This is a genomic window from Variovorax sp. PDC80 (genome assembly GCF_900115375.1).
Taxonomy (GTDB): domain Bacteria; phylum Pseudomonadota; class Gammaproteobacteria; order Burkholderiales; family Burkholderiaceae_C; genus Variovorax.
The window spans coordinates 486,068-505,742 of the sequence record NZ_FOWG01000003.1; the positions used below are offsets into that span (position 1 = coordinate 486,068).

Below are 19,675 nucleotides of genomic sequence, written 5' to 3' on the forward strand. Positions count from 1 at the left end.
CGGCTTCGCTCGCCGCGTTTTTTTTGGCGCCGCGCGTGAGGGATCGCTGCCGCTCGCTCGTATCAGTCCATGGAGCCCGGAACATCCGCCACGCGGAAGCCCGGGAGATTCATGAACCCGACCCGAAGCCAGAGAACCGCATGCCTTCCCGCCACCGTCCCGCCCCCACCCTTCGACGCCATCTGGTCGCCGCCGCCGCGCTGTCCCTGGTCGCCCAGGCCGGCACGGGCGCCTGGGCCCAGAACAGCCCGGCCGCCGTCGACGCCCAAGTCATGGCGGACGCCGCCGTCGTGGCGTTCTCGATCCCCGCGCAGCCGCTGGACCAGGCGCTGAACCAGTTCGCGCGCCAGGCCGGCCTGCAGTTGCTGGCGGCGCCCGCGCTGCTGCAGGGGCTGCGCGGGCAGCCGGTCCAGGGCAGCCTGGCGGTCCACGCCGCGGCCGCCCAGTTGCTCCAGGGCAGCGGGCTGGCCGGCCGCGTGACGGGCAGCACGCTGGTGATCGAGAAGGCGCGCGATGCCACCGGCGCCGCGCTGCCGACCGTGACCGTGAACGCCGCCGCCGAGCGCGAGACCGGCCTCGGCCCGGTGCCGGGCTATGTCGCGCGGCGCAGCCAGACCGCGACCAAGACCGACACGCCGATCATCGAGGTGCCGCAGTCGCTGTCCGTCATCGGGCGCGAGGAACTCGAGGCCCGCGGCGTGCAGACCATCATGGAAGCCGTGCGCTACGCGCCGGGCGTGGTGGCCGGCAACTGGGGCTACGACGCCCGCGGCATCGACTGGCTGCTGCTGCGCGGCTTCGATGCCACGGCCGGCAACGCCATGTACCGCGACGGCATGCTGCTGCCCGCCTACTCGCTGACCGAGCCCTACGGCCTCGAGCGCGTCGAGGTGCTGCGCGGCCCGTCGTCGGTGATGTTCGGCCTGGGCGACGCCGGCGGCATCATCAACCGCGTCAGCAAGATGCCCGGCACCACGACCACGCGCGAGATCGAGGTCCAGTACGGCAGCTTCCAGCGCAAGCAGCTCGCGGTCGATCTCGGCGGCGCCCTGAGCGACACGCTGAGCTACCGGCTGGTGGGCGTCGAGCTCGACAGCGACAGCCAGCAGCGCTACCCCAACGGCGCGCCCGCCGAGGTCAAGCGCAGCTACCTCGCACCCTCGCTGCGCTGGCAACCCTCGGCCGCCACCTCGTTCACGCTGCTCGGCGAGTTCCTGAAGAGCGACGCCAGCGACGACACCTTCAACGTGACCGACGCACGCGGCCGCGACACCGGCCTGATCCAGGGCGAGCCGAACTACAGCCGCATCAAGCAGCAGCAATCCTCGCTCGGCTACCTGTTCGAACACCATCTCGACGACAACTGGACGGTGCGCCAGAACATGCGCTACTTCGGCTTCGACACCGACAAGCACCACGTGGTGGTGAACCTCGCGCCCGATGGCTACACGCTGCGGCGCACGGCCCGCTTCGCCCCCGAGTGGGTCAACCAGTGGACCGCCGACACGCAGTTGCAGGGCCGCGTGCGCACCGGCGATGTCGAGCACACGCTGCTGTTCGGCGTCGACTGGTCGCGCGTGCGGTACACGGCCAAGCAGTTCTCGGGGCCGGCCCCCAGCCTCGACCTGCGCTTCCCGGTCAACGGCCTGCCGATCGCCGAGCCGGTGCAGCCCGACAGCAACTTCACCCAGACCACCGAGCAGCTCGGCGTCTACGCGCAGGACCAGGTCAAGTTCGGCCCGCACTGGCTGCTCACGCTCGGCGGCCGGCAGGACCACGTGAAGTCCACCACCTTCGACCGTCTGAAGAGCGGCCGCACGACCCAGACCGACGACCGGTTCAGCGGCCGCGCCGCGCTGAGCTACCTGGTCGGCAACGGCTGGGCGCCCTACCTCAGCTATTCGGAATCCTTCATGCCGACCAGCGGCGTCGACCTGAACGGCGAGCCCTTCCGCCCGAGCCGCGGCAAGCAGGTGGAGGCCGGCCTCAAGTTCCAGCCCGAGGACGCGCGCTCGCTGTTCACCGCGGCCCTATTCGACGTGCGCAAGTCCAACGTCGTGACCTACGACCAGAACACCTTCGAGGCCCGCCAGATCGGCCGCATCCGCTCGCGCGGCCTCGAGCTCGAGGCCAAGGCCGAGCTGGCGCGCGACCTGAACCTCACGGCCTCCTACACCTGGCTCGACACCAAGGTGCGCGAGAGCGCCAACGCCGCCGAGCGCGGCAAGACGCCGATCCAGGTGCCACGGAACACGGCCTCGCTGTGGCTCGACTACACGCTGGGCAACGGCTTCGGTTTCGGCGGCGGCCTGCGCTACATCGGCAAGCGCTGGAACGACGTGGGCAACACCTCGTCGGAAGGCGGCGTGGCGCTGATCGATGCCACCGTGCACTACAAGCGCGGCCCGTGGCGCTTCGCGCTGAGCGCCACCAACCTCGCCAACCGGCAGTACGCCGCCTCGCGGGCCTACGGCAAGTACTACCCCGGCAGCGACCGCGCGGTGGTCGCGAGCGCGAAGTACCAGTTCTGAACGCCCGAACGCGCGCGGGCGCGCGACTCAGCGCGCCACGCCCAGCAACCGATCGAGCACCTGCGGCTGCGCGCGCAGCGCGGCCGCGCTGTCGGCATGCACGATGGTCCCGTGGTCGAGCACCACGGCCTCGTCGGAGATCGCGAGGATCGCCTGCGGATGCTGCTCGACCACGATCGCGGCCAGGCCCTCGTCGCGCGTGATGCGGCGGATGGCGCGCAGCAGTTCCTCCACGATGATCGGCGCCAGGCCCTCGAGCGGCTCGTCGAGCAGCAGCAGCTTCGGGTTCAGCACCAGCGCGCGGCCCACGGCCAGCATCTGCTGCTCGCCGCCCGACAGCTGCGTGCCGAGGTTGGTCTTGCGCTCGGCCAGGCGTGGGAACATCTCGTAGACGCGGCGCGGATTCCACGGCCCGGGCCGCTCCACGGCCGTGAGGTTCTCGTGCACGGTGAGCGACTTGAAGATGTTGCGCTCCTGCGGCACCCAGCCGATGCCGGCCGCCGCGCGCTGATGCGGCGCGAGCCGGTGCAGCGCCTGACCGCCGAGCGCGATGCTGCCGCCGTGCTGGCGCGTGGCGCCCGCGAGGGTGTTGATCAGCGTGGTCTTGCCGGTGCCGTTGCGGCCCAGCAGCGCGAGCGTGCGGCCCTCGCCGAGCGCGAAGGACACGTCGTGCAGCACCACGGCCTCGCCGTAGCCGGCGCTCAGTTTCTCGATGCGCAGCAGCTCAGACATGGGCGGCCTCCGCGGACTGGCCATGGCCGAGGTAGACCTCCTTGACCCGCGGGTCGTTGGCGATGGCCTCGGGATCGCCCTCGGTCAGCAGGGTGCCGTTGACCAGCACCGTCATGCGGTCGGCGAAGCTGAACACCAGGTCCATGTCGTGCTCGATCAGCAGTACCGACACGTCGGCCGGCAGCGCGGCCACGGTCTGCAGCAACTCCTCGCGCTCGCCCGCGGGCACGCCGGCCACGGGTTCGTCGAGCAGCAGCACGCGCGGCTCGCAGGCCAGCGCGATCGCGATCTCGAGCAGCCGGCGCTTGCCGTAGGCCAGGTGCTTCGTCTGCTGGTGCGCCACGTCGGCCAGATGGAACTGCTCGAGCAGCTGCCCCGCGCGCTCGGCCACCGCCTGGGTCGCGCCGAGCGGGCGCCACCATTGCGCGCCGATGCCCTGGTGCTGCGACACGACCAGTGCCAGCGTCTCGAGCGGCGTCATCGAGTCGAACAGCTGGTTGATCTGGAAGGTGCGCACCAGCCCGCGCGCCACGCGCTTGTGCGGCGCGAGGCGCGTGATGTCCTCGCCGAGCAGCGTGATGCGGCCCTCGGAGGGCGTGAGCACGCCCGTGAGCTGGTTGATCAGGGTGGTCTTGCCGGCGCCGTTCGGGCCGATCAGCGCATGGCGCGCGCCGCGCCGGAGTTCCATCGAGACGTTGTTGGTGGCGGTGATGCCGCCGAAGCGCATCACCAGGCCATGGGTCGAAAGCACGGTGTCGGTCATGCCGCACCGCCCTTCTTGCCGGCACCGAACCAGGTCCAGGGCTTGAGCAGACGATCGCGGCCCACGAGCACCAGCAGCACCAGGATCAGGCCGATCCAGAACATCCAGTACTGCGGCGTCACCGACGACAGCCAGGTCTGCAGCAGCTTGAAGACGATGGCGCCCGCGACGCCGCCGTAGAGCCAGCCCACGCCGCCGATCACCAGCATCAGCAGCACGTCGGCCGAGCGGTCGAAGGCCAGCACGTCGAGCGAGGCGAAGCCGGTGGTCTGCGCGAGCAGCGCGCCCGCGGCACCGGCCACGCCGGCGGCCACGGTGTAGATCACGGCCAGCCGCGACACCACCGGGATACCGATCGCCATGGCGCGCAGCCGGTTATCGCGGATCGCCTTGAGCGTGGCGCCGAAGGGCGAATGCACGAGCCGGCGCATGACGAGGAACAGCACCAGCATCACGGCCAGCGAATACCAGGCGGCCGTGCGGCCGTAGAGATCGAACTCGAACAGGCCGAGCACCGGCCCCATCACCACGCCCTGCAGGCCGTCGGCGCCGCCGGTCAGCCAGTCGAGCTTGTTGGCGAGCTCGAGCAGCAAGAGCGCGGTGCCGAGCGTGACCATCAGCCGCGTGAGGTCGCTGCCGCGCAGGATGGTGACGCTGGCCACCAGCCCGAGCAGCGCCGACACGACGATGGCGAACAGCAGGCCCACGGTCGGGTCGGGCATCACCAGCTTGGCGAACAGTGCCGCGGCGTAGGCGCCGAAGCCGAAGAAGGCCGCATGGCCCAGCGAGACGATGCCGGTGTAGCCGAGGATCAGGTCGAGCGACATCGCGAACAGCGCGACGATGGCGATCTCGTTGACCAGCAGCGAGTGCGAGGGCGTGACCAGCGGCAGCGCGAAGGCCACGGCCCACACGACGAACTCGACCGGGTGCCAGCGCGCCTTGCGCAGCAGCGGCGACTGGAAGTCGGAGGAGGAAGAAGAAGGCGCACCCATCAGCGGCCTCCCTTGCGCGTGAACAGGCCCTGCGGGCGCCACATCAGGATCAGGATCATCAGCAGGTAGACGGTGAAGGCGCCCATCTTCGGAATGAAGTACTTGCCGGCCACGTCGGCGATGCCCAGCAGCAGCGCGGCCGCGAGCGGACCGGTGATCGAGGAGGTGCCGCCGACCGAGACCACGATCAGGAAATAGATCATGTACTTGAGCGGGAAGGTCGGATCGAGGCCGAGGATCTCGGCGCCGAGCGCGCCGCCCAGCCCCGCGAGCCCCGAGCCGACCGCGAAGGTCAGCAGGAACACCACGTTGACGTTGATGCCCAGGCCCGCGGCCACGCGCGGGTCGTCGACCGCGGCGCGCAGCCGGCTGCCGAAGCGGGTCTTCGAGAGGATCAGCTGCAGCACCACGGTGAGCACCGCGCAGACCGCGATGATGAACAGCCGGTAATGGCCCATGCCCAGCATCAGCGCGCCGTCGCCGAGCTCGGTGCGCCCGCGCAGCCATTCGGGCAGCTGCACGTTCTGCTGCGAGGAGCCCACGAAGTAGTCGATGGCCGCCACCGCCATGAAGGCCAGCCCGATGGAGAACAGCACCTGGTCGAGGTGCGGCTTGCCGTACATGGGCCGGTAGAGCGTGCGCTCGAGCAGCGCGCCGGCCAGCGCCACGACCACGAAGGCCAGCGGCAGGCACAGCATGAACGGCACGCCGAACTTCTGCATCGCGAACACGGTGAGATAACCGCCCGCCATCGCGAAGGCGCCGTGCGCGAGGTTGATGAAGTTCATCAGCCCCAGCGTCACGGCCAGCCCCACGGCGAGCACGAACAGCAGCATGCCGTAGGCGATGCCGTCGAAAAGAATGGTGAGCATGCAGCTTCTGTGGGATGCGGTCTCGAACGCGGACAGCCGAACGCAGAAGTCGCGAAGGTCACGCAGAAGTCGCAGAAGGAATCAACAAGGATTCTTCCGCGACTTCTGCGTGATTCTGGTTTTCCTTCCGCGTTCGGCTGTCCGAACCCGCATTGCTATTACTTGGCTTTACCCGGGTCCTTGACGCCCTTGATGACGTCGAACTCGACGTTGTAGAGCTGCCCGTCCTTCTTCTCGACCTTGCGCAGGTACACGTCCTGCACCACGTCGCGGGTCTGGGCGTCGATCAGCACCTGGCCGCGCGGGCTCTCGAAGACCTGGCCCTTCATGCCGGCCAGCAGCGCCTCGCCGCCGCCCTGGCCCTTGCTGGTCTTGAGCGCCTCGTAGATCACGCGCATGCCGTCGTAGCCGCCCACGGCCATGAAGTTGGGGCGCAGCTTGGGGTTGGCCTTCTCGAAGGCCTCGACGAACTTCTTGTTGGCGGCCGAGGGATGGGCGGCCGAGTAGTGGTGCGAGGTGACCACGCCGAGCGCGCCGTCGCCCATGTCGTTGAGCTGGTCGTCGTCGGTCACGTCACCGGTGGCGATCAGCTTGATGCCGGCCTTGTCCATGCCGCGCTCGAGGAACTGCTTCATCACGGCCGCGCCCGCGCCCGAGGGCACGAAGACGAACAGCGCGTCGGGCTTGGCGTCGCGCACCTTCTGCAGGAAGGGGGCGAAGTCGGGGTTGCGCAGCGGCACGCGCAGCTTGTCGATCACCTTGCCGCCGTTGAGCGCGAAGCGCTCGCTGAAGAACTTCTCGGCATCGTTGCCGGGGCCGTAGTCGCTGACCAGCGTGACCACCGTCTTGATGCCGTTCTTCGGCGCCCAGTCGCCCATCGGCACCGACACCTGCGGCAGCGTGAAGCCGCTGCGCACGATGAAAGGCGAGGCCTCGGTGATGCTCGAGGTGGCCGCGGCCATCACGACCTGCGGCGTCTTCGACTGGGTGGCGATCGGCGCCACCGCGAGCGCCAGCGGCGTCAGGCCGAAGCCCGCGAGCACGTTGACCTTGTCGTTCACCACCAGTTCCTGCGCCAGGCGCTTGGTGACGTCGGGCAGGCCGGTGTCGTCCTTGACGATCAGCTCGATCTTCTTGCCGGCCACGGTGTCGCCGTTCTGCGCCATGTACAGGCGCGCGGCGGCCTCGATCTGGCGGCCGGTCGACGCCGACTGGCCGGTCATCGGCAGGATCAGGCCGATCTTGAACTTGTTGTCCTGGGCCTGGGCGGCCGTCACGGACAGCGCGCCGGAAAGCGCGAGCGCGGCGAGGCTCGCGGACTGGATGAGTTGACGCCTTTGCATGAGTTCTCCTTTGGGGGCGACGAGCGGAATCGGCCTATTTTTCAACACTTTGCAACATTCCTTGTCGCGGACCTTCACCTAGGCGCGGGCCCGCGCGGCGCTTTGTTGCGCGATAGACAAATGAACTGCGCGATGATCGCGCAACGGGGGTGAGTCGGGGATCTCGCACCACCGTTCGGGCTGAGCTTGTCGAAGCCTTGCACCCGGCTTCGACAAGCTCAGCCCGAACGGTTGGGGGAGCGATCAACCATCCGCGCGGTACGCGGAATCGAGCGTGAGCGTACCCACCGCGCGTGACACGCAGGCACAGATGCGGGTGGTGGCCTGCTTCTCATGCGCGCTGAGGAACACGTCGCGGTGGTCGATCTCGCCGTCGACCGCCAGCACGTCCATCGCGCACAGCCCGCATTCGCCGCGCCGGCAGTCCCACAGGGTCTGCACGCCGGCGGCGTCGAGCGCATCGAGCAGCGAGCAGTCGGCCGGCACGGTGATCGCGAGGTCGTGCCGCGGCACGCGCACGGTGAAGGCCTGCGCGGCCAGCCGGCCGCTGCTGCCGAAGGTCTCGAAGCGCAGGTCGGCCGCGGCGCGGCCGGCCGCCGCCCAGGCGCGCTGCACGGCCTCGAGCATCGGTGCCGGGCCGCAGGTGTAGAGCTGGCCGCCCGCGGGCAGCGCGGCGATGGCCGCCGCGAGGTCGATGGCCGCGGCGCCTTCGTGCGTCTGCAGCTTCTCATCGCCGAGCGATGCGCGCAGCTCATCGAGGTAGGCGAACTCGCCCGCATGGCGCGCGCCGTAGTGCATGGCCAGCGGCACGCCGCTGCGCCGCGCATGCGCGCCCAGCCGCTGCGCCATGCCCACCAGCGGCGTGATGCCGATGCCGCCCGCCACCAGCAGGTAGCCCGGCGCCGACAGGTCGAGCGCGAAGTGGTTCTGCGGCGCGCTGACCTGCAGGCGATCGCCCACGGCCAGCCGCCACATCGCGAGCGAACCGCCACGGCCGTCGTCGAGCCGCTTGACGGCGATGCGCCAGCCGCCCTGCTCGCCCTGCCCCACGAGCGAATACGAGCGCGTCTGCAACTGGCCCTGCGCGCTCGTCACCTGCACCTGCAGATGGGCGCCGGGCTCGTGGCCGCCGGCCGTGCCCGCCTCGGGTCGCAGCTCGAATTCGCGCACGGTGGGCGTGAGGTCGCGCAGCGCCACCACCTGCGCCTGCATCCATTGGAGATCGCTTTTCATCGGGGAACCAGGACCGGAAAAAAGAAGGAAGCCGCTCAACCGCGGCGGCGGATCAGTTGCACGCCGGGCAGCGGACGCTGCTGCTCGGTGGGCGCGCCGTGCAGCGCCTCGCGCAGGTTGCGCCGCGCGATGCGGCTGTGCTCGCGCATCAACGCCTCGGCGCGCGAGCCCTCGCCGGACTCGATGGCATCGAGCACCTGCACATGCTGGTCCTGCGCGATCACCAGCATGTCGCGCGCGGCCGGCGAATTGGCCTGCACGATCACGAAGCCCGAGGGCGAGGCGAACGGCAGGTTGACCACGCGCTCGAGCTGCTGCGCGATCACCGGGCTGCCGGCCATCTCGCACAGCAGCGCATGGAAGCGCTCGTTGTGCGTCACGTAGCGCGAGAAGGCGGCGTCGTCGAGCGCGGGCTCGCGCAGCAGCTCGTCGATGCGCTGCAGGCAGCCGCGCGCCTCGCGCAGCACCACGGGCGCCGCGCCGCGTTCGGCCGCGAGCCGCGCGACCAGGCCCTCGAGCGTGCCGCGCAGCTCGATCGCATCGGCCACGTCGCGCTCGGAGAAAGTGCGCACCGCATAGCCGCCGTTGGGCAGGGCCTCGAGCAGGCCTTCCTGCTCGAGCCGCATCAGCGCGGTGCGCACCGGCGTGCGCGAGACGCCGAGCTGCTCGGAGATCGCGACCTCGGCGATGCGCGCGCCGCCCGGCAGCTCGCCGGCCAGGATCATCTCGCGCAGCCGCAGCTGCGCCTTCACGGCCTGCGAGGCACCGCTGTCGCCGGGCTCACCCGCGCTGCTGCTGGCGGCGACCTTCATGCGGCCTGCCGCTGGTCGACGCGGATCGGGATCGCGGCGCGCGCGGGCCGCTCCTTGTCGACCATGCGGTCGATCAGCCGCCGCGCCCACATCGAGCCGGCGTCGATGTTGAGGTTGTAGAAGCGGTGGTCGGGATGCTCGTTGATCGCCTTCTGCTGCGCCTCGAGCACCAGCTCGTCCTCGCGGAAGATGCCCGAGACGCCCTCGCGCAGCTCGTGCGTGAGGCGCTGTTCGCCCAGGCAGTAGTTGCGCGCGAAGGCCCAGAAGTAGAGGCAGGTCTTGTCGGTCTCGGGCGTGATGGTGTTGAGCACATAGCCGTTGACGCCCTTGCCGCGGTCGCCCGGGTTGCCGTTCTTCGGCACCGCGCCGCTGCCGGCCTCGGCCACGCCGACGTCGATGTTGACCGTGCACGGCGCCTCGAAGCGGATGATCTGCCAGCGGTCGACCTTGCCCGCGTAGCCGCGCGCATGGCGGATCTGGCCGCCCCAGAACGGCGGCGCCTCGATGTTCTCCATCCAGCGCGTGACGGTGGCCGAGCGGTCGCCATGGGTGGCGACGAAGGGCGCCTCGGCCACCTCGCGGTTGCCGATCGAGGAGCCGTGCACGAAGGTCTCGTGCGTCAGGTCCATGAGGTTGTCGACCACCAGCCGGTAGTCGCAGTTCACGCGGATCATCTTGCCGTCGCCGGCCCAGGCCGGATCGTCGTTCCAGTGCATGTCGGGCACCAGCGCGGGGTCGGCCAGCGCCGGATCGCCGGGCCAGATCCAGATGAAGCGGTGCTTCTCGGCCACCGGAAAGCTGCGTACGCAGGCGGAAGGATTGAGCGTTTCCTGGCTCGGCATGTGGGTGCAGCGGCCCTGGCTGTTGTAGACCAGGCCGTGGTAGCCGCAGACCAGTTCGTCGCCCTCGAGCCGCCCCATCGACAGCGGCAGCAGCCGGTGCCAGCAGGCGTCCTCGAGCGCGGCCACCTGCCCGTCGGTGCGGCGGAACAGCACCAGCTTCTGGTTGCAGACCGTGCGCGGCAGCAGCGCATGCCGCACCTCCACGTCGTAGGCGGCGGCATACCAGGCGTTGAGCGGGAAATGGGGCGATCGCGTGTCCATGGATACCCAATGTATACAGAAATACGAGAATTTCCAGAGAATTCAGCCGATTCAAGGGAAAACACCAACCCCTCTGTACACATCAACGTCGTCACACAAGGCGATACGATGTTCCGTTCCACCTCTTTCGTTCAGACAAGCCGGAGTTCCATCCTCATGTCCCAGCACGCCACCCTGCCCGCCCGCTACGACCACGTGGGCAGCTTCCTGCGTCCCCAATACCTGCTCGAAGCCCGCGAGCAGAAGGCCAAGGGCGAGATCACGCCCGAGCAACTGCGCACGGTCGAGGACAAGGCCATCGCCGAGATCGTCAAGTTCCAGGAAGACATCGGCCTCAAGAGCATCACCGACGGCGAATTCCGCCGCACCTACTTCCACATCGACTTCCTCGACCAGCTCGGCGGCGTGAAGACCGACATCCCGGTCACGATCCGCAAGCCCGACGGCAGCGAGGAATTGGCACCGCCCGCGATGCGCGTCATCGACAAGGTGCGCCACGTCAAGAACATCCAGCTGGCCGACTTCGAGTACCTCAGGAGCCAGGTCTCGGCCGGCCGCACGCCCAAGGTCACGATCCCCTCGCCGACCATGCTGCACTTCCGCGGCGGCCGCGCCGGCATCAGCAAGGAGGCCTACCCCGAGCTCGACCCGGCGTTCTACGACGACGTGGCCCAGGCCTATGGCGACGAGCTGCGCTCGCTGGCCGCGGCCGGCTGCACCTACGTGCAGATGGACGACACCAACCTCGCCTACCTCTGCGACGAGCACATGCGCGAGGCGGCCCGCAAGCGCGGCGACGACCCGAACGAGCTGCCGCACCGCTACGCCGCCTTCATCAACAAGGTGGTGGCGCAGAAGCCGCCGGGCATGCTGCTGGCCATGCACCTGTGCCGCGGCAACTTCAAGAGCACCCATGCCGCGGCCGGCAACTACGAGCCGGTGGCCGAGGCGCTGCTCCAGGAGATGGACCTCGACGCCTACTTCATGGAGTACGACGACGCGCGCTCGGGCGACTTCAAGCCGCTGCGCTTCCTGCCCAAGGGCAAGACCGTGGTGCTGGGCCTGGTGACCACCAAGTTCGGCCAGATGGAGGACAAGGACGAGCTCAAGCGCCGCATCGAGAACGCCGCCATGTACGCGCCGCTCGAGCAGCTCGCGCTGTCGCCGCAGTGCGGCTTCTCGAGCACGGTGCACGGCAACAACATCGCGGTCGAGGCGCAGCGCGCCAAGCTGCGGCTGGTGGTGGAGACCGCGCAGGAGGTCTGGGGATCGACCTGAGCCGCGCTTTCTGCTGAACTCGGGGCCATGACGACCCACATCTTCTCCGGCCCCCTCAGCATGTTCGGCGCCAAGGTCCAGATCGCGGCGCTCGAGAAGGGCATCGCCTTCGAGCTCGTGATGGTGCCCTTCGACCGCGACGACAACTACAGCCCCAGGCATCCCGAGGTGCTGCGCATCAACCCCAAGGGCCAGGTGCCGGTGCTGATCGACGACGCGGTCGAGCTGTTCGACTCGACCCAGATCTTCGAGTACCTCGAGGACCGTCATCCGCAGCCCGCGCTGTGGCCCGCCGAAGCGGCCGCGCGGGCCCGCGCGCGCCAGCTCGAGCACCGCTCCGACGAGGTCTTCTTCCCGCAGGTGGTCAAGCTCTTCGGCCTGCAGGAGGCGATGCAGAGCCCGCCCGCGGTGGAGGCCTGCGCCGCCTGCGCGCGCTTCTACGGCCAGCTCGACACCCTGCTGGCCGACGGCCGCGCGTTCCTGGCCGGCGACTACGGCTATGCCGACATCGCCTTCTACATGGCCCATGTGTTCGCCGACCGCAAGGGCGCGGGCATGACCGCCGAGACGCCGCGGCTCGTGGCCTGGCGCGACCGCGTCGGCGAGCGGCCCGCGGTGCGCGCGGTGGTCGATCCGATGATGGACTTCCTGGCCTCGCAGGGCCGCGGCGTGCCGGCCTTCCTTCGGCGCTGAGGGGGCAAGCGCGGCGGCGCGCGGCGGGCTCAGGCATCATCGGTCCATGCCGAAAAACGGGTTCGACTGGCTTCCCTCTCCGTCCCAGCATTTCCTCGTCGTCACCTTCGCGCTGCTGGTCTACGTGCTGACCACCCGCGCGCGCCGCGAGCAGCGCGCGCCCACCACCGCCATCGCGTGGGTCATGGGCCTGGTGCTGCTGCCCTACCTGATCCTGCCGATGTACCTGCTGTTCGGCCAGCGCAAGCTGCGCCCCGCGGGCTCGGCGCGGCCGCCGCGCTCGGCGCCGGCCGGCCACTGGGCCGCCGACCTGATCGAGAGCTTCGGCCTGGCGCCGCCCGGGCGCAGCGCGATCCGGCTGCATGCCGATGGCGAGCATGCGCGGCTCGCGCTGTTCGAGGTGATCGACGGCGCGCGCGAGCGGCTCGACGTCTGCACCTTCATCATCGGCAACGACGAACTCGGCCGCTCGGTGATCGAGCGGCTCGCGCGGCGTGCGCGCGAGGGCATCAAGGTGCGGGTGCTGCTCGACGGCTTCGGCGCGCTCACGCTGCCGCGCCACCACTTCGACCGGCTGCGCGCGGCCGGCGGCGAGGTGGCGGTGTTCCGGCCCTTCTTCAGCCTGCGCCGCATCGGGCCGCGCAACCTGCGCAACCACCGCAAGTTCACCATCGCCGACGACGGCTGGCTCTGGTCGGGCGGGCGCAACCTCGCCTGCGAATACTTCAACGGCGACGCCGCCCATCCCGAGGCCTGGCACGATCTCTCGTTCGACCTGCGCGGCAGCGTGGCGGCCGCCGCGGCGCGCCAGTTCGACCACGACTGGGCCTCGGTGCGCAGCCGCAAGCCGCGCGCCATCACGGCCGAGGACGTGCCCGAGGGCCCCGGTGCCGCGATGGCGCAGTTCCTGCCGAGCGGCCCCGACCAGACCGAGGACACCGCGCATGCGCTGCTGATCGACGCCTGCTTCCGTGCCGAGCACCGGCTGCTCGCGATCACGCCCTACTTCGTGCCCGGCGACGGCCTGCGCGACGCGCTGCGGCTGGCCGCGCGGCGCGGCGTGCAGGTCACGATCGCGATCCCCGCGCAGTCGAACCACCGGCTGGCCGACTTCGTGCGCGCGCGTGCCATGCGCGACCTGGCGCGCGCGGGCGTGAGCTTCCGCATGCTGCCGTTCATGGCCCATGCCAAGGCGGTGGTGGTCGACGACCAGCTCGCGATGTGCGGCTCGATCAACCTCGACCTGCGCAGCCTGCTGCTGAACCACGAGGCCAATGTCGTGTTCTACGGCGAGCACGAGATCGAATGGCTGGCCGAGTGGATCGAGACCACGGCCTCGGCCGGCGAGGCCTACCGCGCGCGGCGCCCGGGCCTGCTGCGCGACGTGGCCGAGGGGCTGCTGCTCACCGTCGCCTTCCAGCTTTGACGGGCGCGGCGGCCTGCTGGCCGCCCGCCTCCCGCGCCACCGCGTCGAGGCCCGCGAGCACGTAGCGCATCAGGTCGTCGACCAGCGCCTCGGTGTCGCGCACCGCGGGCAGCACGCGCTGGCCCAGCTCCTTGGGCGCGACCATCATCACGATGCACGGCAGCACCGTGAACATCACGCTGCGCTGCACCGAGGGATGGTCGTCGGCCAGGCCCATGATCTCGCCGATCAGCCCGCGCACCACCTTGGCCTTGGGCAGCACCGCCTTCTGGATCAGCACCGGCAGCGCGCTCGACGGCGACAGCGCCTCGCGCAGCATCACGCGAAAACCCCAGGGTGCCTGCGGCTGGTGGCCCATCTCGACCAGATGGCCGAGGAAGGCGCGCAGCCGCTGGCGCGGATCGGCGCCGCTGCCGGCCTGCGCCACCAGCTCGTCCACGCTGACGATCTGGCGGTGCGCCTCGACCAGCACCGCCTCGTAGAGGCCGTCGCGGCCGCCGAAGTGGTAGTTGACCGCCGCCATGTTGGTGCCGGCGCGGGTGCAGATCTCCTTGCTGGTGCTGGCCGCGAAGCCGCGTTCGGCGAACAGCCGGCCCGCGGTCTCGAGGATGTGGGCGCGGGTCGCGCTGCCGTCGGTGCGCGGCACGCGCGCGGCCGGCTCGGCCTCGGCGGCAGGCGGTGCGGAGGAGGCGGTCGAACGAGGAGAACGGGATCGGCTGGCCATGGCGCGAGCCTACCCCAACTTCCGGCCTACTTCAAATTCAAATTTGAATTTGATACGATCCGGCCGCTCCTTCCGCTTTGTCGAAAAAAACGCCATGACCAAGAAACCCCTGATCGCCCTCGCCGTCGTCGTGCTGGCCGCCGCGGCCGCCGGCGCCTGGTACTTCGGCCGCTCGCCGGCACCGTCCGACCGCATCGTGCTCTACGGCAACGTCGACCTGCGCCAGGTGTCGCTGGCCTTCAGCGGCAGCGAGCGCGTGGCCGAGCTCGCGGTGCGCGAGGGCGACCGGGTGCGCGCGGGCCAGGTCATCGGCCGCCTCGACACGCGCCCCCTGGCGCTGCGCGTGGCGCAGTCGCAGGCGCGCATCGGCGTGCAGGAACAGGCGCTGCTGCGGCTGACGACCGGCAGCCGGCCCGAGGAGATCGCGCAGGCCGAGGCCCAGGTGAGCGCCGCCCAGGCCAATGCCGAGCTCGCGGCGCAGCAGCTCGCGCGGCTGCAGGCCATCGGCCAGTCGACCGCGGGCCGTGCGGTGAGCCAGCAGGACCTCGAGAGCGCGCAGGCGCGGCGCAAGGTCGCGCAGGCCCAGCTCGACAACGCGCGCAAGGCGCGGCAGCTGGTGGTGAGCGGGCCGCGCAAGGAAGACATCGGCCAGGCCCAGGCCCAGCTCGAGGCGGCGCGCGCCGAGCTCGCGCTGATGAAGCACGAACTCGAGGAGGCCGAGCTCAAGGCGCCGATCGACGCCGTGGTGCGCGCGCGGCTGCTCGAGCCCGGCGACATGGCCTCGCCGCAGCGCCCGGCCTTCACGCTCGCGATCACCGATCCCAAGTGGGTGCGGGCCTATGTGGCCGAGCCCGACCTCGGCCGCATCCAGGCCGGGCAGGAAGCCAGCGTGAGCACCGACAGCCAGCCCGATCGCGCGATCGCGGGCAAGGTGGGCTACATCGCCTCGGTGGCGGAGTTCACGCCCAAGACCGTGCAGACCGAGGAGCTGCGCAGCAGCCTCGTCTACGAGATCCGCGTGATGGTCGACGACAAGGAGGACCGACTGCGGCTGGGCATGCCGGCCACCGTCACGCTGCGGCTCGCGTCCTCCGGAACGGCCGGCAAGTGAGCACACCTGCCGTCCTCGCGCGCGGCCTGCACAAGCGCTTCGTCGTCAAGCCCGCGAAGAAGACCGTGCACGCGCTCGACGACATCGCGCTCGAGGTGCCGCCCGGCACGCCGACCGCGCTGGTCGGCCCCGATGGCGCCGGCAAGACCACGCTGCTGCGGCTGATGGCCGGCCTGCTGCGCGTCGATGCCGGCGAGCTGCGCGTGCTCGGCATCGACGTGGCCGCCGACCCGCAGGCGGTCCAGGACCGCATCAGCTACATGCCGCAGCGCTTCGGCCTCTACGACGACCTCAGCGTGCAGGAGAACCTCGACCTCTATGCCGACCTGCACGGCGTGCCGCGCGAGCAGCGGCGCGCACGCTACGGCCGGCTGATGGAGATGACCGACCTGGGCCGCTTCACCGACCGGCCCGCGGGCAAGCTCTCGGGCGGCATGAAGCAGAAGCTCGGGCTGGCCTGCACGCTGGTGCGCTCGCCCGAACTGCTGCTGCTCGACGAGCCCACGGTGGGTGTCGATCCGCTGTCGCGGCGCGAGCTGTGGCAGATCGTGCAGCAGCTGGTGGACGACGAAAAGCTCTCGGTCATCGTGAGCACCGCCTACCTCGACGAGGCCGAACGTTGCGCGCGCGTGTTCGTGCTGCGCGAGGGACGGCTCGTGGCGCAGGGCGCGCCCGAAGAGATCCGCGACCGCGCGCGGGGCCTGTGCTTCGTGGCGGCGCCGCCGGCCGGCGAGCCGCCGCGACGGCTGCAGGCGCGGCTGCTCGATGCACGCGCCGAGATCGTGGACGCGGTGCCGCAGGGCGGCGAGGTGCGCTTCGTTCGGCGCGACAACGCGGACGAGGCAGGCATCGACAAACTGCTCGAGGGCGCGGCCGCCGAGCCCGTGGCGCCGCGGCTCGAGGACGGCTTCATGACGCTGCTGCGCACGCAGGAAGAGCCGGCGCCGAAGCCCGCCGAGCCGATCGCACGGCAGCCGGCGCCCTCCTCCTCCACGCCCGGCGACACCGTCATCGAGGTCAAGGACCTGGTGCGCCGCTTCGGCGATTTCACCGCCGTCGCCAGCACCAGCTTCAGCGTGCGCCGCGGCGAGATCTTCGGCCTGCTGGGCCCCAACGGCGCGGGCAAGACCACCACCTTCCGCATGCTCTGCGGCCTGCTGCCGGCCAGCGGCGGGCAACTGCGCGTGGCCGGCGTCGACCTGCGCCATGCGCGCGCGCAGGCACGCCGGCGCATCGGCTACGTCTCGCAGAAGTTCGCGCTCTACGGCAACCTCAGCGTGCGCGAGAACCTCGAGTTCTTCGGCGGCGCCTACGGCCTGCGCGGCCAGCGACTGCGCGAACGCATGGACGCGGTGCTGCGCCAGTTCGACCTGGCGCGCGAGATCGACGCACCCAGCGGCCAGTTGCCCGGCGGCTACCGCCAGCGCCTGGCGATGGCCACCGGCCTGCTGCACGAGCCCGAGATCCTGTTCCTCGACGAGCCCACCAGCGGCGCCGATCCGCTCGCGCGGCGCGAGTTCTGGCGCCGCATCACCGCGCTGGCCGAGGCCGGCACCACGGTCGTGATCACCACCCACTTCATGGAAGAGGCCGAGTACTGCGACCGCATCGTGATCCAGGACGCGGGCCGGCTGCTGGCCATCGGCACGCCGCGCGAGGTGCGCGCTCAGGCGCTGGGCGACGAACACGGCGAACACGATGCACGCCGCATCGACATGGAGCAGGCCTTCATCGGCATCGTCGAGAAGGCGCGGAAGGAGAAAACATGAGCGGTTTCTGGTCCCGCCTGGTCTCGCTCACGCGCAAGGAGTTCCGCCAGCTGCTGCGCGACCGCAGCAACCTCGCGATCGGCATCCTGCTGCCGATGGTGCTGATCCTGATCTTCGGCTACGGCATGTCGCTCGACGTCAAGCATGCGCCGGTGGCGATCGTGTTCGAGGATGCCTCGCCCGGCGCGCAGGAGGCGATGGCCGGGCTGCAGCTCTCGCCCACGCTCGCGCCGATCCCGCTGGCCTCGATGCACGAGGCCGAGCAGTTGATGCGCGAACGCCGCATCGACGCCATCGTGCGCGTGCCCTCCGACTTCTCGCGCGCGCTCGCGGCCGGCCAGGCGCGCGTGCAGGTGATCGTGCACGGGGCCGACGCGGGCCGCGCGACCATCGTGCTGCAGTACCTCAACGCGGCCATCGGCCAGTCGGCGCTGCGGCAGGCCGATCGCGGCGGCAACGCGAGCGCAGCGCCCGCCATCGGCAGCGTGACGGTCGAGCAGCGCATGTGGTTCAACGCCGCCAACACCAGCACCTGGTACCTGGTGCCGGGGCTGATCGTGCTGATCATGACGCTGGTCGGCGCCTTCCTCACCGCGCTGGTGATGGCGCGCGAATGGGAGCGCGGCACGCTCGAGGCGCTGTTCGTCACGCCGGTGCGGCCGGTCGAGATCCTGCTGGCGAAGATCGTGCCCTACTTCGCGGTCGGCATGCTGGGGCTGGCGCTGTGCCTGCTGGCCGCGCGCTTCCTGTTCGCGGTGCCGATGTACGGCTCGCTGGTCGTGGTGGTGCTGAGCTCGATGCTCTACCTGGTCGTGGCGGTGAGCCTGGGCCTGGTGATCTCCTCGGTCACGCGCAACCAGTTCCTCGCCAGCCAGGTGGCGCTGATCGCCACCTTCCTGCCCTCGATGATGCTGTCGGGCTTCCTGTTCGACCTGCGCAACACGCCGCTGGCGGTGCAGGTGATCGGGCATGCACTGCCGGCCACCTACTTCATGGAGCTGGTCAAGACGCTGTTCCTCGCGGGCGACGTCTGGCCGCTGATCTGGCGCGACTGCGCCATCCTCGCCGCCTATGCGGTGGGCCTGCTGGCGCTGGCGCGCGCGGTCACGCGCAAGCGCCTGGACTGAAAGGACCCGCACCATGCTCGACTTCCTGCTGCGCATCGCCAACCTCTGCCGCAAGGAACTGCTCGCGATCCTCAAGGACCCCGCGAGCCGCGTGATCCTGGTCGTGCCGGCGCTGATGCAGAGCCTGATCTTCGGCTACGCCGCCACCTACGACCTGAGCAACGTGCCCTATGCGTTGCTCGACCAGAGCCATGGCGGCGCGGCCACCGAGCTGGTCGCGCGGCTCGACGGCACCGGCGTGTTCCACCGCGTCGCCACGCTGCGCACCCAGGCCGACATCCGCGAGGTCATCGACACGCAGAAGGCGCTGCTGGTGGTGCAGCTCGGCCCCGACTTCGAGCAGCGGCTCGCGGCCGGCCAGCGCGCGCCGGTGCAGCTGATCCTCGATGCGCGCAACTCCAACACCGCGGGCTCGGCCGCGGGCTACGTGGGCGCGGTGGTGGAGCGCTACAACGCCGAGCTGCGCAGCCGCGCGGGCCTGGCGCCGGCGCCGCTGGCCGTGGAGTCGCGCGCCTGGTTCAACCCCAACCTCGAGACGCGCTGGAACCTGCTGCCCGGCATGATCGCCGCGCTCAGCATGGTGCAGACGCTGCTCTTGACCGCGCTGTCGGTGGCGCGCGAGCGCGAACAGGGCACCTTCGACCAGCTGCTGGTGACGCCGATGTCGCCGCTCGAGATCATGGTCGGCAAGGCGCTGCCGCCGGTGCTGGTGGGGCTGGTGCAGTCCTCGCTGGTGCTGCTGGTGGCGCGCTTCTGGTTCGGCATACCGATGGCGGGCTCGCTGTTCACGCTCTACACCGGGCTGGTGTTCTTCACCGTCGCGAGCGTGGGCATCGGGCTGTCGATCTCGGCGGTGTCGGCCAACATGCAGCAGGCGATGCTCTACACCTTCGTGCTGCTGATGCCGATGATGCTGCTGTCGGGCCTGACCACGCCGGTGCGCAACATGCCCGAGCTGCTGCAGATGGCCACGCTGGCCAATCCGCTGCGCTTCGCGATCGACCTGGTGCAGCGCGTCTACCTCGAGGGCGTCGGACTCTCGACGGTGGCGGCCAATCTCATTCCGCTCTCGGTCATCGCCGTGGTCACGCTGCCGCTGGCGGCCTGGTTGTTCCGGAACCGGCTCGCCTGAGCGCGCGCCATTCCACGTCTGGAGAAGAAGA

The 19,675-nt window shown here is 70.3% G+C and carries 17 protein-coding genes; 8 read left to right on the top strand and 9 right to left on the bottom strand.

Annotated elements, in window-relative coordinates:
* Positions 1-140: 140 nt before the first annotated feature.
* A complete protein-coding gene (locus tag BM109_RS12170; protein WP_093343076.1) occupies positions 141-2,531 on the top strand; it encodes a TonB-dependent siderophore receptor in 2,391 nt (796 codons plus the stop codon).
* A 27-nt stretch (positions 2,532-2,558) separates the two neighbouring features.
* Here BM109_RS12170 and BM109_RS12175 read toward each other — a convergent pair whose 3' ends face one another.
* The 8 genes from BM109_RS12175 to BM109_RS12210 form a co-directional block, all read right to left on the bottom strand.
* Positions 2,559-3,263, bottom strand: coding sequence for an ABC transporter ATP-binding protein (locus BM109_RS12175; protein ID WP_093343078.1), 705 nt, complete (start codon positions 3,261-3,263; stop codon positions 2,559-2,561).
* Complete coding sequence (locus tag BM109_RS12180; RefSeq protein ID WP_093343079.1) at positions 3,256-4,026, bottom strand: ABC transporter ATP-binding protein; 771 nt, start codon at positions 4,024-4,026, stop codon at positions 3,256-3,258. The genes BM109_RS12175 and BM109_RS12180 overlap by 8 nt, the downstream gene beginning before the upstream one ends.
* Complete coding sequence (locus BM109_RS12185) at positions 4,023-5,021, bottom strand: branched-chain amino acid ABC transporter permease (RefSeq protein WP_093343081.1); 999 nt, start codon at positions 5,019-5,021, stop codon at positions 4,023-4,025. Before BM109_RS12185 ends, BM109_RS12180 begins: the two co-directional genes overlap by 4 nt.
* On the bottom strand, positions 5,021-5,893 hold the full coding sequence (locus tag BM109_RS12190; protein ID WP_057595671.1) for a branched-chain amino acid ABC transporter permease: 873 nt from the start codon (positions 5,891-5,893) through the stop codon (positions 5,021-5,023). The genes BM109_RS12185 and BM109_RS12190 overlap by 1 nt, the downstream gene beginning before the upstream one ends.
* A 158-nt stretch (positions 5,894-6,051) precedes the next feature.
* Positions 6,052-7,236 (bottom strand): ABC transporter substrate-binding protein, encoded by a 1,185-nt coding sequence (locus BM109_RS12195; RefSeq protein WP_093343082.1) that lies wholly within the window; start codon positions 7,234-7,236, stop codon positions 6,052-6,054.
* 243 nt (positions 7,237-7,479) lie between these two features.
* Positions 7,480-8,469, bottom strand: a complete 990-nt coding sequence (locus BM109_RS12200) for a PDR/VanB family oxidoreductase (protein ID WP_093343084.1) — start codon at positions 8,467-8,469, stop codon at positions 7,480-7,482.
* Between the two features lie 35 nt (positions 8,470-8,504).
* Entirely contained in the window at positions 8,505-9,281 is a 777-nt protein-coding gene (locus BM109_RS12205) for a GntR family transcriptional regulator (protein WP_093343085.1), read from the bottom strand.
* On the bottom strand, positions 9,278-10,384 hold the full coding sequence (locus tag BM109_RS12210; RefSeq protein WP_093343087.1) for an aromatic ring-hydroxylating dioxygenase subunit alpha: 1,107 nt from the start codon (positions 10,382-10,384) through the stop codon (positions 9,278-9,280). Before BM109_RS12210 ends, BM109_RS12205 begins: the two co-directional genes overlap by 4 nt.
* A 156-nt stretch (positions 10,385-10,540) precedes the next feature.
* Between BM109_RS12210 and BM109_RS12215 the strand changes: the two genes are divergently transcribed.
* The 3 genes from BM109_RS12215 to BM109_RS12225 are packed head-to-tail and all read left to right on the top strand — an operon-like array spanning position 10,541 to position 13,781.
* Complete coding sequence (locus BM109_RS12215; RefSeq protein WP_093343088.1) at positions 10,541-11,662, top strand: 5-methyltetrahydropteroyltriglutamate--homocysteine S-methyltransferase; 1,122 nt, start codon at positions 10,541-10,543, stop codon at positions 11,660-11,662.
* A 27-nt stretch (positions 11,663-11,689) separates the two neighbouring features.
* Positions 11,690-12,355: a glutathione S-transferase family protein gene (locus BM109_RS12220; protein ID WP_093343090.1), complete on the top strand. Its 666-nt coding sequence runs from the start codon at positions 11,690-11,692 to the stop codon at positions 12,353-12,355.
* Positions 12,356-12,401: 46 nt separating this feature from the next.
* The gene (locus BM109_RS12225; RefSeq protein WP_093343091.1) at positions 12,402-13,781 is read left to right on the top strand and encodes a phospholipase D-like domain-containing protein; all 1,380 of its coding nucleotides are present in this window, start codon (positions 12,402-12,404) and stop codon (positions 13,779-13,781) included.
* Here the strand turns inward: BM109_RS12225 and BM109_RS12230 are convergent.
* On the bottom strand, positions 13,759-14,505 hold the full coding sequence (locus BM109_RS12230; RefSeq protein ID WP_093343093.1) for a TetR/AcrR family transcriptional regulator: 747 nt from the start codon (positions 14,503-14,505) through the stop codon (positions 13,759-13,761). The two genes, BM109_RS12225 and BM109_RS12230, sit on opposite strands and share 23 nt — an antisense overlap.
* Before the next feature lie 94 nt (positions 14,506-14,599).
* Between BM109_RS12230 and BM109_RS12235 the strand changes: the two genes are divergently transcribed.
* The 4 genes from BM109_RS12235 to BM109_RS12250 are packed head-to-tail and all read left to right on the top strand — an operon-like array spanning position 14,600 to position 19,644.
* Positions 14,600-15,616 (top strand): HlyD family secretion protein, encoded by a 1,017-nt coding sequence (locus tag BM109_RS12235; RefSeq protein ID WP_093343094.1) that lies wholly within the window; start codon positions 14,600-14,602, stop codon positions 15,614-15,616.
* A complete protein-coding gene (locus BM109_RS12240) occupies positions 15,613-17,385 on the top strand; it encodes an ATP-binding cassette domain-containing protein (protein ID WP_093343096.1) in 1,773 nt (590 codons plus the stop codon). The genes BM109_RS12235 and BM109_RS12240 overlap by 4 nt, the downstream gene beginning before the upstream one ends.
* Complete coding sequence (locus BM109_RS12245) at positions 17,382-18,512, top strand: ABC transporter permease (RefSeq protein WP_093343097.1); 1,131 nt, start codon at positions 17,382-17,384, stop codon at positions 18,510-18,512. Before BM109_RS12240 ends, BM109_RS12245 begins: the two co-directional genes overlap by 4 nt.
* Before the next feature lie 13 nt (positions 18,513-18,525).
* Entirely contained in the window at positions 18,526-19,644 is a 1,119-nt protein-coding gene (locus BM109_RS12250; protein WP_093343099.1) for an ABC transporter permease, read from the top strand.
* The last annotated feature ends 31 nt before the right edge of the window (positions 19,645-19,675 follow it).